Origin of the sequence: Nocardiopsis ganjiahuensis DSM 45031, assembly GCF_000341085.1 — a bacterium.
Classification (GTDB): Bacteria; Actinomycetota; Actinomycetes; order Streptosporangiales; family Streptosporangiaceae; genus Nocardiopsis; species Nocardiopsis ganjiahuensis.
Genome location: NZ_ANBA01000011.1, coordinates 344598 through 357896, shown reverse-complemented (window position 1 = coordinate 357896; position 13299 = coordinate 344598). Strand labels below are relative to the sequence as shown.

Genomic DNA, 13299 nt, shown 5'->3' with positions numbered 1-13299 from the left:
GCACGAACGATGTGGTCGATCGTCGGTCTGACCTACGGGTCCGCCCTCGGCCTCGTGGCCTACTTCGGTGGGTTCGGGGCCTTCCTCCTCGTCCTGGTCCTCGGCGTCGCCGGGTTCCTGGCCGGGCGCGCCTACGCGGGAGAGACGGACCTGTCCACGCTCTTCACCCGCGCCCGTGAGAGCGGGGGTGCGCGATGGTGAGCGCCACGGTGTCCGCGGCCGAGTCACGCTCCGCCCAGCGCGTCGCGATCCGCACCTTCCGCCCCCGCAGGTCGACCGCCGCCATCCTGGTCAGCACCGTCACCGTGCTGATCGCCGGGGTGGCCGCCGCCGAGGTGATCGCCGTGCTGGTCGGGTCGCCGCTGCGGGTCCTTCCGCTGCAGCGGGTCTCCGAATCCGCGGCCAGTGCCCGGTGGGCCGGTCCCGAGTTGACAGTCGCCTCCGCGGCGACCGCCACCATAGGCCTGTACCTGCTGCTCACCGCGCTCATCCCGGGCAAGGCCAGCCACATGGTCCTGCGCACCGACGACCGCGACCTGGTCGTCGGCCTGTCCCGGCAAGGGCTGCGCCGGATGGTCGAGAGCGCCGCCCTCGAGGTGGACGGGGTCACCGGGGCCCGTGCCCGGATACGCTCCCGCACCGTCCGGGTCGTGGTCCGAGCCCCCGAGCACACCGACGTCGCGCTGAGGGCGGGGGTGGAGAGCCGGGTCCGGGAACGTGTGCTCGAACTCGCCCCCGCCCGCCCGGTGCGGGTTCGTGCCAGGGTCCGGTACGTGAAGGGGGCCCTCCGGTGAGGACCCGGAGCAGGACCCGGCGGAGGCGCTACCCGCACCGTCGCGCTCGCCGGACCGCCCGGGGCAACCGGCAGGGACTGGCCCTGGTCGGCGCGCTCCTGCTGGCCGCCGGCACCGCGGCGCCCCTGCTCGCCCACGGTTCGGCGGGCGAGTGGATCGCACCGCTGCCGGACGCGCCCTGGGTGCCCTACGCGGTCGCGGGGGCGGCCGTGGCGGTGACCGCGCTCGCCCTGCGGTGGCTGCTCGTGCAGGGCCGTTCCGCGCGGGTCGCCTCACTCCGCCTCCACGAGGGAGAACGGGGACGCACCGTCGTCGTCGCCCGTGCCGCCTGCAAGGCCCTGTCCAGGGAGGTCAGCGCCTACCCGGGCGTGCACCGCGGACGGGCCCGACTGACCGAGTCCCCGCGCGACCCCAGCCTCCTGCTGGACCTCGTCCTCGCCGAGGACGCCGACCCCGTCGCCGTGTGGCAACGGTGTCGCAACGAGGCGCTCGCCAGACTGCGCGTCTCGCTGGACCTGGACCGGATCCCGACGGTGCTGCGCATCTCGGTCACCGGACCGCCGTCCGGCCGAGAACTCGCCTGAACCCGCGTCGTACACGCGCGGGTTCGGGCTGAGCGACGGGGGCGGAGCGGGCCCCGGGTCACTGGGGAGGACCCGGAGAAGGCCCCCGCCCCCGTCAGACACACTCAGCCCCTGTCCCGGGCCTCCACGGCCGCGCCGCGCGCCCTGCGCCCGCCGTACACGCAGCGGCGCATCAGCTGGTCGAGCGGGCCGGGACGGTTCCGGAGCTCCAGCCAGGTGGCCAGTGCCAGGCTGACCGTCCACGCCGTGGCCGCCACCAGCAGGGCACCGGCGGCGCCGGTCGAGGTGCCCAGGCCGACCAGGTCCGGTTGGAGCACCACCGCCACCAGCACCGAGTTCAGGATGTAGAAGGTCAGCGACCGCTGACCCATCGCCGCCACCGCCCTGCTCAGCGGGCCCCGGATCCGCTCCAGCCGGATACCCCAGACGGCGAACAGCGCCGCGTACCCGGCGCCGCCGAGCACCCCGCCGAGCACCTGGAGGGCCATGAACAGCCCTTCGGTGACCGCGTCCGGGGAGAGCACGCCCTGTGCGGTCAGCGCGATCGGCAGGGCGCTCAGCACGGACACCGAGATCCCGCCGACCGCCACCTTGGTGAGGAGGCTCCGGTGAGCCGCGGGGTCGTCGAACAGCCCGGCCCGCCCCGCTCGGTAGCCGAGGACCACCAGGAGCAGCAGCGGGTAGGCGAAAGCGATGAACAGGGGACCGAACGGCAGGCCCACCAGACGGCTGATCCAGTCCTCAGTGGTGAGGTACCCCGGCAGGGCGAACGCCTCGGCGCCGGCCGTCTCCGTGCCCAGGGCCATGCCGATCATCCCGATCGGCACCGTGACCACGTAGAACACCGCGAACACCACGGCCGCGCGCACGATCGCCCGGTTCGAGCGCAGCAGCAGCCAACCGGTGGCCAGCGCCGCCAGACCGTACGAGGTGAGGATCTCGCCGGGGAAGACGAAGAACGCGTGCACGAAGCCGAACAGCAGCAGGAACCCGCCCCGGCGCCGCAGCAGCCGCCGGACCTCCTGCTCCGAGGTTCCCCGCGCGCGCTGCCGGGAGACCATCCAGGCCATGCCGTAGCCGAAGAGGATCGCGAACATCGGAAAGGCCCGGTTGTCCAGGAAGAGCGTGGTGAACAGCGACGCCGCCCGGTCCTGGAACGGCGCCCCCGAGACGTCCGTGCCGAACCCGCCCCCGGCGTACACCCCCGCGTAGGCCATCGCGATGAGCAGCAGCATGGCACCCCGGGCCAGGTCGGGCGCCAGCCTGCGCGGTGCCCTGGGCGGAAGCCCGCCGGAGCCCCCCGTTGTCGCCGACATGTCGACTCTCCCCCTCGTCGGTCGGTGGTGTTCGTTCGTGCCGCGTCCGGCAGTACTCCGCAGTCTTCGCCGGCCGGGTGGACGGCCGCATCGGCCGACCGGCCAGCCGATCGGCCAGGAAAGAAGGCGGTCGGCCGTCCGGAACTGGGTAGGCCGGGGAGTGGGACACGGCGCGCTGCCCCTCGCGCGGTGCCCGACCGAGGGATTTTCCGAACCCGGGAGGCGGCATGAGCCGGTTCTTCATGAACGAACGCGAGACCCTGGTCGAACAGGCGCTGGAAGGGCTCGTCGAGGCCCACGGCGGGCTGGTCGACGTCCACACGGACCCCCTGTTCGTCACCCGGCGGGTGCCGGCCGAGGGGAAGGTCTCCCTGCTGTCGGGAGGGGGGTCCGGCCACGAGCCCCTGCACACCGGGTTCGTCGGCCCCGGCATGCTCGACGCCGCCGTGCCCGGGGACGTGTTCGCCAGCCCCACCGCCCTCCAGGTCCGAGCGGCGATCCGGGCCGTGGACACCGGTGCGGGCACCGTGATGGTGGTGAAGAACTACACCGGGGACGTCCTCAACTTCTCCATCGCCGCCGAGCTCCTCGCCGAGACCCACCGGGTCGAACAGGTGCTGGTCGACGACGACCTCGCCACCCAGCGCGAGGACGACGGCGGGCCCGGGCGCCGGGGGACCGCCGCCGTGGTCGCCGTGGAGAAGATCTGCGGGGCGGCCGCCGAGGCCGGCGCGCCCGTTGCCGACGTCCGCGCGCTCGGCCAGGACGTGGTGGCCCGGTCCGCGACCCTCAGCGTGGCCTTCGAGGCCTGCACCAACCCGATGACCGGCAAGCGCTCCTTCGAGCTGGAGCCCGGCCGGATGGAGTTCGGCGTCGGTATCCACGGGGAGCGAGGCATCGAGACCCGGCCCGCTCCCGAGGCCGCCGCACTGGTGGAGAGCCTGGTAGGGCCCCTGGTCGAGTCCGTGGGGATCAAACGCGGGGACTCCGTCCTGGCGATCGTCAACGGGCTCGGGGCGACCCACGGCCTGGAGCTCGGTGTGGCTGCGCGGGAGACCCGCAGAGTCCTCGACGGCCTGGGCGTGAGTATCGCGCGCTCGCTGGTCGGGCCGTACGTGACCTCGTTGGACATGAAGGGGCTGTCGATCACGCTCACCGCGCTGACCGACGACCTCGTGAAGTTCTGGGACGCACCGGTGCGGACCCCCGCACTGGTCTGGTGAGAGGAACAGCGATGCCCGAAACGGAACTCACCGGCGCGGAGACCGAAGCCTGGCTGCTGGCCTTCGCCGACCGGGTGATCAAGGACGTCGACGAGCTCACCGAACTCGACAGACAGGCCGGTGACGGAGACTTCGGCTGGAACATCGGCTCCGCCCTCAAACGCGCCCGCGCCAACCTCGAAGGAGAGAACCCGGCCGAGGTCTTCCAGTCCGTCTCGGACACCTTCCTCGCCTCCGGGGGCACCAGCGGTCCGCTGTTCGGACTCTGGTTCGGCCGCCTCGGCGCCGGTCCCTCCGCACCCTGGACCGTGTCCGACCTCGCCAAGGCCTTCGACACCGCCACCGGAGCCGTCCGCCGCCTCGGCAGGGCCGAGGTGGGCCACAAGACCATGGTCGACGCGATGGTCCCGGCCACCGAAGCACTGGCCACCACCGGGACCCGATCCTGGCGCGAAGCCCTGCGGGAGGCCGCCCGCGCCGCCCGGACCGGGGCGGAATCGACCAGCGGCATGATCGCCCACCGGGGCCGCGCCAGCTACCTGGGGGAGCGCGCCCAGAGCGTCCTCGACCCGGGAGCGGTCTCCGTGGCCTGGTTCTTCGAGTCCGCGGAAGGGGCCTGAGGGCCGCCCACGCCGCGATCCTCGGCGCCTCCCCGCGTGCGGGGCGGGACGGGACGGCTCGGTAGTCTCTCCGGACCGAACCGAACGAGGGGGCCGACCGTGAGCGCTGCTGTGAACGACCACAAGGTCGTCGTGATCACCGGGGCGGGCGCCGGGATCGGCCGGGAGACCGCGAGACGGCTGCTCGGGGACGGCCACTCGGTGGTGCTGGCCGGTCGGCGCCGGGAAACCCTGGAGGAGACCGCCGACGGAAGCCCCGGCGCGGTGGTCGTCGAGGCGGACGTGACCTCCCCGGAGTCGGTCCGGACGCTCTTCGGGGAGGTCCGCGAGCGCTTCGGGCGGGTGGACGTGCTCTTCAACAACGCCGGGGTGTTCGGCCCGGCGGCCTCGGTGGACGAGATCGAGGACAGCGCCTGGCGCGAGGTCCTGGACACCAACGTCACCGGCTCGCTGAACTGCGCGCGGGAAGCCGCGCGGATGATGAAGGCCCAGTCCCCGCAGGGCGGGCGGATCATCAACAACGGCTCGGTCTCCGCGCAGGCGCCGCGGCCCTCGAGCGTCGCCTACACGGTGAGCAAGCACGCGATCAACGGCCTCACCGCCTCGATGAACCTGGACCTGCGGGGCCACGGGATCGCCTGCACACAGATCGACGTCGGCAACGCCGCCACCGAGATGACCAGAGGATTCGGGAGCGACGCCCGCCAGGCGGACGGTTCGGTCCGGCCGGAACCCACCATCGACGTCGCACACGTCGCCGACACCGTCGCGCACATCGTGTCCCTGCCCCTGGACGTCAACGTCCCGACCCTCACCGTGATGGCCCGGGAGATGCCCCTCGTCGGACGCGGCTGACCCCTGCTGACCGGGCGGCCCGCCGGCCGCCCGGCCCTCAGGGGCCGGTGACGGCTCCGGCGGTCGGCGGCGGGGTGCCGACCGCCTCGACCGGGATGTCGGCCGCGCGCTCGGCGGTGACCCGCGCCCGCTCGACGCGGTCGAGCCGGAACCAGCGGATCTGCTCCCTCCGGCGGCAGTGCGCCACGAGGAACCAGTGCCCCCCGGCGCGTGCGAGGAGGACAGGGTCGACGGTCCGGTCCGTCAGGACGCCCTCCCGGTCCCGGTAGCGCAGCGACAGCACCCGCTGTTCCTGGAGCGCCCGGTCGACGGCGTGCCGTGAGCGGGCGCTCCCGGTATCGGCTTCCGCGCGGTCGATCCACACCCGCGCGGTCAGCTCGGTGACCCGCCGCCCGGCCTGCGGCTCCATGACCCCGAGCACCTTGGTGAGGGCGGCGCGGGCCTGGCCGTCGTAGGGCTGGCCCCGATGGGCGGACACGGCCGCGGCCAGCCCGGAGACCTCGGCGACGGTGAAGTTCACCGGCGGGAGCGTCGCCGCCGGGTCGACGACGTACCCGCCGCCCGGGCCGGTGCGCGCCCGGACCGGGAACCCGCCCTGCTGGAGCGCGGAGACGTCGCGTTTGACCGTGCGGACGCTGACCTCGAAGATCCCGGCGAGCTGCTGGGCGGTGCGTCCCCGGGGCCCTGCGCGGCGCAGCTCCTCCCGGATCGCGTACAGCCGATCGGTGCGGTTCATGGGGAAATAGTGCCATGAGGGTGACAACACCCCGGTGAATGATGGAGACATGACGACATCGGAAGAACCCGTACTGCTGATCAGCGGAGCCGGACTGCCCAGCTGGATCTGGGACGCCACCCGGAAGGAACTGGCCTCCTCGCGTGAGACCGCTGTCGCCGCGAGGCCGGACGGCCACGCGGACTCCGGTGCCGGAGGCGTAGGCGGAGTGAGCCTGGCCGACCACGCGGCGGCGGCACTGGCGTCCGCCCCGTGGGACCGGTTCGCCGTCGTCGCGCACTCCGCTGGGGGAGTGGTGGGCGCGGAGCTGGCGCGCCTGGCCCCCGAACGGGTGAGCGCCCTGCTGGGGGTGAGCGCGGTGGTGCCGGGGCCGGAGGGCTCGTTCGTCTCGTCCATGCCCTTCCCCAACCGCCTGCTGCTGAGCCTGGTGATGCGGATCGCCGGTACCCGGCCGCCCGAATCGGTGATCAGGGGCGGACTGACCGCGGGGCTGGGGGAGGACATGACCGATCGGGTCGTCGCGGACTTCGTCACCGAGCCGACCGCGCTGTTCCGGGGGAGGACCGGTCGGGAGCCGATCCGGCAGCGGCGCGGTTACGTGCTGACCTCACGGGACCGCGCGCTGGCCCCGGGACTCCAGCGCCGGTTCGCCGCGAACCTGTTCTCCGGCGACCAGGGCGTCACCTGGGAGGAGACGCTCGACACCGGCCACCTGCCCATGCTGGAGGCCCCCGGGTCCCTCGCCCGCCTGGTCACCGGGTTCCTCCGCTCGGAGGTGACGCTCGGCTGACCGGTCGCGGCCACCGCGCGGCCGGTTTCGCCGAAGGCGTGGTGGCCGCCCGCGGGCCGTGCTAGTGTCGCTCCTTCGCGGCGACCCGGACCTGGCCTTCCACGGCCCAGGGACGTGCCGAACCCGTGTCTCCCCGCAGTTCCCGCAACAGGGCCCCGCGTGGTCGAGACCGGATGCTTCTGCACGTTCTCCACCTGCCAGGGAGCCACGCCCGTGCGTGTTTACTGTGCGGTGTACGCCCGTGGGCTGCGCCGCTACTCGACCTACCGTGCGGCCACCGCCGCCGGGGTGTTCACCAATTCGGTCTTCGGCGCGATCAACGCCATGGTGCTGCTCGCCCTGTTCGCGGCCCGCCCGGAGATCAACGGCTACGACGCCACCGACGCCGTCACCCAGGTGTACGTCGCCCAGGCGCTGCTGGCCCCGATCGCCGTCATGGGGCCCGCGCTCGACCTCAGCGACCGCATCCGCACCGGCGCGGTCGGCAACGACCTCCTCCGCCCGGTCCCGCTCATGGGCTGGTGGCTGGCCCAGGACATGGGGCGGGCCACCTTCGACTTCGCCTTCCGCAGCGTGCCCACCTTCGCGATCGGCGCGCTCCTGTTCTCCCTCGTCCTGCCCGGTGATCCGCTGCGCTGGGTCCTCACGCTGGTCTCGTTCGCCCTGGCCGTGGTGGTGGGCTTCGCGTTCCGCTACCTGTACTCGGTGGTGGGCTTCTGGCTGATGGACACCCGCGCCGTGTGGGCGGTCATGGGCCCGGCCGGACCGGTCCTCGCGGGGATGCTGCTCCCGCTCACGCTCTTTCCCGCGGGCGTCGCCGACGTGCTGCGGCTGCTGCCGTGGGCGTCGATGGTGCAGATCCCCGCGGAGATCCTGCTCGGCAAGGACACGCTGCCGGGTGGGAGCGTGTTCGGCGGTCTGCTGCTGCAGGCGGCGTGGCCCGCGGCCCTGCTGGCCCTCGGAGCCTGGGCGACCGGCCGGGCCACCCGCAAGGTGGTGATCCAGGGTGGCTGACACGCTCTCCCCGGAGAACCCGGAGGCACCGGAGGCCCCCCGCACCTCGAACCCGCTCCGGGCCGCGGGTCGGGCGCTGCGCACCTACGTCCTGCTCGCCTGGACCTGGTGCCGCGCGGTCGCCCAGTACCCGATGGCACTGTCCCTGTTCACCTTCGGGCTCGCCCTCTCCTCGCTGGCCGAGATGGGCGCCGTCGTGGTGGTCTTCGGCCACGCCGGCACCCTGGCCGGGTTCACGGTGTACGAGGGCCTGCTCGTCTACGCGCTGGCCGCCCTCGCGTTCGGCACCGCCGATTTCCTCATGGGTTCGGTGGACCGGCTCGGTGACCACATCCGCACGGGCAGCTTCGACACCATGCTGGTCCGGCCGGTCCCGCCGCTCGTCCAACTGGCCACCCACCAGTTCTCCCCGCGCCGTCTCGGCAAGCTCGTCCCGGCGCTGGCCGCGCTGGTGTTCGCGCTGGTCGCGTGCGACATCGACTGGACGCTCGGGCGGGTGCTCATGCTCCCGGTCCTGCTGGTCTCCGGGGCGGCCGTCTGCTCCTCGGTGTGGGTGCTCGCTGGCTGCCTCCAATTCTTCGTCGCGGACGCCCGGGAGGCGGCCAACTCGGTCACCTACGGCGGGCAGGCACTCACCGAGTACCCGATCGCGATCTACGGCCGCGGCCTGGTGCGGTCGGTGACCTTCGTGGTTCCGCTGGCCTTCGTGAGCTGGCAGCCCGCGCTCTACCTCCTGGACCGCCCCGACCCCACCGGTCTGCCCGAGGCGCTGCGCTTCCTCGGTCCCCTCGTCGCGGTCGTCCTCGCCCTGGCGGCGGCCCTGGTGTGGCGGTTCGGGCTGCGCCACTACCGCTCCACCGGCAGTTGACCCGCCGCCCCACCAACCCCCCGCCCCACCGAAAGGAGTGTGCCCCCTTGCGGGTCCACGCCGCGGTGTACGCCCGAGGGCTGCACCGCCACTCGACCTACCGCGCCGCGCTCGTCGCGGGAGCCCTCACGAACTCGGTCTTCGGCGCGATCAACGCGATGGTGCTGCTCGCCGTGTTCGCGGCCCGCCCGAGGATCAGCGGCTACGACGCCGGTGACGCCGTCACCCAGGTGTTCGTCGGCCAGGCGCTGATCGCCGTCACCCTGATCGTCAACACCGCGCCCTCCCTCGACCTCGCCGAACGCGTGCGCACCGGGGACGTGGCCACCGACCTGCTCCGCCCGGTCTCCCTGCTCGGCTGGTGGCTGGCGCAGGACCTGGGCCGGGCCACGTTCACGTTCTTCTTCCGGGGCGTACCGACCTTCTGCGTCGGCCTGCTCCTGTTCGACGTCGTGCTGCCCGGCGGTCCGGTCCACGCGGTACTGGTCCTGGCCTCGTTCGCCCTGGCCGCCGTGGTCGGGTTCGCGTTGCGCTACCTGTACTCGCTGAGCGGCTTCTGGCTGCTGGACACCCGGGGCCTGTGGACGGTGGCCGGACTGGTCGGCCCGGTCGTCTCCGGGATGCTGCTGCCCCTGGCACTGTTCCCGTCCGTGCTCGCCGACGTGCTGCGGCTGCTGCCGTGGGCGTCGATGGTGCAGATCCCCGCGGAGATCCTGCTCGGCAAGGACACGCTGCCGGGTGGGAGCGTGTTCGGCGCTCTGCTGCTGCAGGCGGCGTGGGCCGCGGCCCTGCTGGCCCTCGGAGCCTGGGCGACCGGCCGGGCCACCCGCAAGGTGGTGATCCAGGGTGGCTGACGGGAACACTCCTCCGGGCGGACCGGCCCGCGCCGCCGCAGCGGTGCTCCGCCCGGTCCGGGACTACCGCAGGCTGGCCTGGATCTGGGTGCGCGCCGTCGCCCAGTACCCGGTCTCACTGGCCCTGATGTCGCTGGCCGTGGCGGTGAGCGTCCTCGCCCAGGTGGGCGCGGTGGTGATCGTCTTCGGCCACGCCGGGACCCTGGCCGGGTTCACGGTGTACGAGGGGCTGATGGTCTTCGGGCTGGCCGCCAGTGCCTTCGGGATCGCGGACATGTTCATGGGCGCGGTGGAACGGCTCGGCCGGCACATCCGCAGCGGATCCCTGGACGCCATGCTCGTCCGGCCGGTCTCGCCGCTGGTGCAGGTCGCCGCCGACGAGTTCTCTCCGCGCCGCCTCGGCAAGGTGGTCCCCGCCCTGGCGGTGCTGGGGATCGCGCTGGCCGGCACCGACGTGGAGTGGACGCTCGGCAGAGCGCTCCTGCTTCCCCTGATGATGCTGTCCGGGGTGCTGATCTGCTGCGCGATCTGGGTGGCCACCGGCTGCCTCCAGTTTTTCGTCGCCGACGCCCGGGAGGCGGCCAACTCGCTCACCTACGGCGGGCAGGCGCTCACCGAGTACCCGATCGCGATCTACGGCAGGGAGATCGTCCGCTCGGTGACCTACGTGGTTCCGCTGGCCTTCGTGAGCTGGCAGCCCGCCCTGCTCGTCCTCGACCGACCCGACCCCCTCGGCATGCCGGAGGCACTGCGCTTCGCGGGCCCGGTCATCGCCGTCCTCGCCTGCGCCGGAGCCGCCCTGCTGTGGCGGTTCGGGCTGCGCCACTACCGATCCACAGGGAGCTGACCGATGACCACCAGGGAACCCGCCACCGAGTCCCCCACCGAACCCGCGGCCGGGGCGGCCGCCGCCCCGATCATCGAGGCGGTCGGGCTCGGCCGTGACTTCGTCCTCACCGAGGGCCCCTTCCTGCGCCGCACCAGGCGCACCGTGAGCGCCGTCCAGGACGTGAGCTTCACCGTCCGCACCGGGGAGATCGTCGGCTACCTCGGCCCCAACGGCGCCGGGAAGTCCAGCACGATGAAGATGCTCACCGGCATCCTCACCCCCACCGCGGGCAGCGTCCGGGTCGCCGGGATGGAGCCGTCCCGCCAACGCACCCGCCTGGCCAGGGAGATCGGGGTCGTGTTCGGCCAGCGCACCACCCTGTGGTGGGACCTGCCGCTGCGCGACAGCCTCACCCTGACCCGCCACCTGTACCGGGTGCCGGCCGCCGCCCACGCCGAGCGCCTGGCCGAGCTCACCGAACTCCTGGAGCTCGAACCCTTCCTGGGCACCCCCGTCCGCCAGCTCAGCCTGGGGCAGCGCATGCGCGGGGACCTCACCGCGGCCCTGCTGCACGCCCCGCGCCTGCTCGTGCTGGACGAGCCGACCATCGGCCTGGACGTGGTCAGCAAGTCGACCATCCGCGAGTTCCTGCTGAAGATCAACCGGGAACGGGGCACCACCATCCTCATCACCACGCACGACCTCGGTGACGTGGAGCGGCTGTGCGACCGGGTGATGGTGATCGACAAGGGGCGGCTGGCCTTCGACGGCGGCCTGCCCGAGCTGCGCGCCACCGTCCCGACCCCGCGTGTGCTGGTGGTCGACCTCGTGGCCCCGGCGCCCGCGATCGAGGTCGAGGGCGCCACCACGGTCCGGGTGGACGGTCCGCGCCAGTGGCTGGAGCTGGCGGACAACCCGGCCCGGGTGATCGCGGAGGTCGCCCGGGAGCACGAGGTGGCCGACCTGACCCTGCGCGAACCCGACATCGAGGGCGTGGTCTCCGCCCTCTACCGGGGCACGGTCCCCGCCGGCGACCGGACCTGACCGGGGCCTCGGAACCCGAGGGGCGGGGGAGCGGGTACCACGGGCGGTGGTGGTGTCACCACCATGGAAACCCCCGCTCCGGGACGGAAACGTGGGTTCCATGCACAGCGCTCTTCCGAACCCGACCCTTCCGAACCCGGTGCGTTGGGCCACGGTCCTGTGGGCGGTGGCGATCGCGGCGGGGATCACCGAGACCTCCCTCGCCGTCGCCCCCGGGCTGGCCGACGGCGGGGCCGTGCCGTGGCTCGCGCTGGCGGCGCGCGCACCGCTCTACGCCTTCTCCGCCCTCCTGGTCGCCTGGTTCGCCCGGGGGTACGGGTGGGCGAGGGTCACCCTGGTGGTGCTCATGACCGGTGTGGGGCTGGCGAGTGTTCTGGTTTCCATGGGGATCGGGGTGCTGTCGGGGCTGGGGGTGTTCGGCCTGGGCTACGAGGGCCACGGGATCGAGCTCCTCGTCCGGACCGCGCACACGCTGGTCTACGTCGTGGCCGTGGTGGTGGCCACGGTGGCGGTCTTCGTCCCCACCGCCAACCGCTACTTCCGCTCCTCCCGCACGGACCGGCTGACGGCCGCCCGGGTCCCCGCCGCCGGGTAGGACCTGGCGCCCGAGTGCCCGTCTCCGGGCCGGGTCCGGACACGGACACCCGTGTTCGCCGTGCCCCCGGCACCCCTTTCCCGCGAGGGCCGGGAGGATGGTCGGCATGACTCCTCTGCCGTACGGGATGTGGATCGGGATCACCTTCGGTGTCCTGTCCTGCGTCGCCTACACGGCCGCCGCCGTGGCCCAGCGCAGGCTCGCCGTCCGCGTCCCCGAACCGCTGACCGGCCGGCGCCAACTGGGGTCGATCCTCCGCCACCCGCTCTGGTGGATGTCCCTGGTGTTCAACGGGGGGCGCGCCGGTTTCCAGGTCGCCGCGGTGAGCTTCGCACCGCTGACCGTCATCCAGCCGCTCGGGGTCCTCGTCCTGGTCCTCGGTATCCCGTGGTCGGCCCGGCTCGCCCACCGGAGGGTGAGCCGCGCGGAGTGGCGCGGCGCGGTCTGCACGATGCTGGCGCTCGGAGTGCTGCTGGCGGTCACGGTCACCGGTGACCAGGGCGGGGTGCTGTCCGCGGAGGACTCCGTGCTGGTGGGCGCCGGATGTGTCGCCCTGCTCGCCGCGGTCGCCTGGGCCGCGGGCCGGTCCCCGTCGGCGGCCTGGCGCAGCTACCTGCTCGCTGCCGCCGCCGGTGTGGCCTTCGGGGTCTCCGCGGCGACGGTGAAGACCGCCGTGTGGGCCTTCGGCGACGGCCTGTCGGCCGGGCTCACGCACCCGGCGAGCCCGGCCGCCGCGGTGATCGCGGTCTTCGGGCTCTTCCTCGCCCAGGCCGCCTACCAGGGCATGGACCTCGGAGCGCCGCTGGGCATCACCACCCTGGTCAACCCGGTCGCGGCGGCACTGGTGGGCGTGGGGTTCATGGGCGAGACCTACGCCGGCGGTTGGATCGGCGGCGCGGTCGCCCTGGTGTGCGCGGTGGGCGCCGGGTACGGCATCCGCCTGCTCACCGTCCCCTCCGACGGCGCCCCGGACTCCGCCTCCGGCACCTCGAGACCCCGAACCCACCCCTGAAGCCCGCTCCCGGGGCTGCCTCCGGGCCCGTTGTCCCCAGCCTGTGGACAACCCGGCCCGAGAAACGTTTCACCCACCGCTCCCGGGACCGCCCCACCACTCGGACATTCTTTCGTTGCGTAGTTTCGTCACGGCTTCGTTGTGTCCCGTCGGCCGAGCCCTTCC

16 protein-coding genes are annotated in these 13299 nt (G+C 73.2%); 14 read left to right on the top strand and 2 right to left on the bottom strand.

Annotated features, from left to right (window positions below; all coding sequences use genetic code 11):
* Positions 1-9: 9 nt before the first annotated feature.
* The 3 genes from D458_RS0116775 to D458_RS0116765 are packed head-to-tail and all read left to right on the top strand — an operon-like array spanning position 10 to position 1378.
* Positions 10-201 carry a hypothetical protein gene (locus D458_RS0116775; RefSeq protein ID WP_017587912.1) on the top strand — a complete coding sequence of 64 codons (192 nt, stop codon included), beginning with the start codon at positions 10-12 and terminating at the stop codon, positions 199-201.
* Positions 195-794 carry a DUF6286 domain-containing protein gene (locus D458_RS0116770; RefSeq protein WP_017587911.1) on the top strand — a complete coding sequence of 200 codons (600 nt, stop codon included), beginning with the start codon at positions 195-197 and terminating at the stop codon, positions 792-794. The genes D458_RS0116775 and D458_RS0116770 overlap by 7 nt, the downstream gene beginning before the upstream one ends.
* Positions 791-1378: a hypothetical protein gene (locus tag D458_RS0116765; protein WP_017587910.1), complete on the top strand. Its 588-nt coding sequence runs from the start codon at positions 791-793 to the stop codon at positions 1376-1378. Before D458_RS0116770 ends, D458_RS0116765 begins: the two co-directional genes overlap by 4 nt.
* 104 nt (positions 1379-1482) lie before the next feature.
* On the opposite strand, the gene D458_RS0116760 is transcribed toward D458_RS0116765, so the two are convergent.
* On the bottom strand, positions 1483-2694 hold the full coding sequence (locus D458_RS0116760) for a DUF418 domain-containing protein (RefSeq protein ID WP_026119384.1): 1212 nt from the start codon (positions 2692-2694) through the stop codon (positions 1483-1485).
* A 227-nt stretch (positions 2695-2921) separates the two neighbouring features.
* On the opposite strand from D458_RS0116760, the gene D458_RS0116755 reads away from it, so the two are divergent.
* From D458_RS0116755 to D458_RS0116745, 3 genes are all read left to right on the top strand, one after another.
* Entirely contained in the window at positions 2922-3917 is a 996-nt protein-coding gene (locus D458_RS0116755; protein ID WP_017587908.1) for a dihydroxyacetone kinase subunit DhaK, read from the top strand.
* Between the two features lie 11 nt (positions 3918-3928).
* Positions 3929-4537: a dihydroxyacetone kinase subunit DhaL gene (dhaL, locus tag D458_RS0116750; RefSeq protein WP_017587907.1), complete on the top strand. Its 609-nt coding sequence runs from the start codon at positions 3929-3931 to the stop codon at positions 4535-4537.
* 99 nt (positions 4538-4636) lie between these two features.
* Positions 4637-5392: an SDR family oxidoreductase gene (locus D458_RS0116745; RefSeq protein ID WP_152521150.1), complete on the top strand. Its 756-nt coding sequence runs from the start codon at positions 4637-4639 to the stop codon at positions 5390-5392.
* 37 nt (positions 5393-5429) lie between these two features.
* Here D458_RS0116745 and D458_RS0116740 read toward each other — a convergent pair whose 3' ends face one another.
* Positions 5430-6128, bottom strand: a complete 699-nt coding sequence (locus D458_RS0116740) for a helix-turn-helix transcriptional regulator (RefSeq protein WP_017587905.1) — start codon at positions 6126-6128, stop codon at positions 5430-5432.
* A 49-nt stretch (positions 6129-6177) separates the two neighbouring features.
* On the opposite strand from D458_RS0116740, the gene D458_RS33620 reads away from it, so the two are divergent.
* The 8 genes from D458_RS33620 (at position 6178) to D458_RS0116700 (ending at position 13134) form a co-directional block, all read left to right on the top strand.
* Positions 6178-6918 (top strand): alpha/beta fold hydrolase, encoded by a 741-nt coding sequence (locus D458_RS33620; RefSeq protein ID WP_017587904.1) that lies wholly within the window; start codon positions 6178-6180, stop codon positions 6916-6918.
* 213 nt (positions 6919-7131) lie between these two features.
* Positions 7132-7932 (top strand): ABC transporter permease, encoded by an 801-nt coding sequence (locus D458_RS0116730; protein ID WP_026119383.1) that lies wholly within the window; start codon positions 7132-7134, stop codon positions 7930-7932.
* Entirely contained in the window at positions 7925-8800 is an 876-nt protein-coding gene (locus D458_RS0116725; RefSeq protein WP_017587902.1) for an ABC transporter permease, read from the top strand. Before D458_RS0116730 ends, D458_RS0116725 begins: the two co-directional genes overlap by 8 nt.
* A 47-nt stretch (positions 8801-8847) precedes the next feature.
* Complete coding sequence (locus tag D458_RS0116720) at positions 8848-9654, top strand: ABC transporter permease (RefSeq protein WP_017587901.1); 807 nt, start codon at positions 8848-8850, stop codon at positions 9652-9654.
* Positions 9647-10501 carry an ABC transporter permease gene (locus D458_RS0116715; protein WP_017587900.1) on the top strand — a complete coding sequence of 285 codons (855 nt, stop codon included), beginning with the start codon at positions 9647-9649 and terminating at the stop codon, positions 10499-10501. Before D458_RS0116720 ends, D458_RS0116715 begins: the two co-directional genes overlap by 8 nt.
* Before the next feature lie 3 nt (positions 10502-10504).
* On the top strand, positions 10505-11527 hold the full coding sequence (locus D458_RS0116710) for an ABC transporter ATP-binding protein (RefSeq protein ID WP_017587899.1): 1023 nt from the start codon (positions 10505-10507) through the stop codon (positions 11525-11527).
* 100 nt (positions 11528-11627) lie between these two features.
* Positions 11628-12122, top strand: coding sequence for a hypothetical protein (locus D458_RS0116705; protein ID WP_017587898.1), 495 nt, complete (start codon positions 11628-11630; stop codon positions 12120-12122).
* 97 nt (positions 12123-12219) lie between these two features.
* Positions 12220-13134, top strand: coding sequence for a DMT family transporter (locus D458_RS0116700; RefSeq protein ID WP_017587897.1), 915 nt, complete (start codon positions 12220-12222; stop codon positions 13132-13134).
* Positions 13135-13299 lie beyond the last annotated feature (165 nt).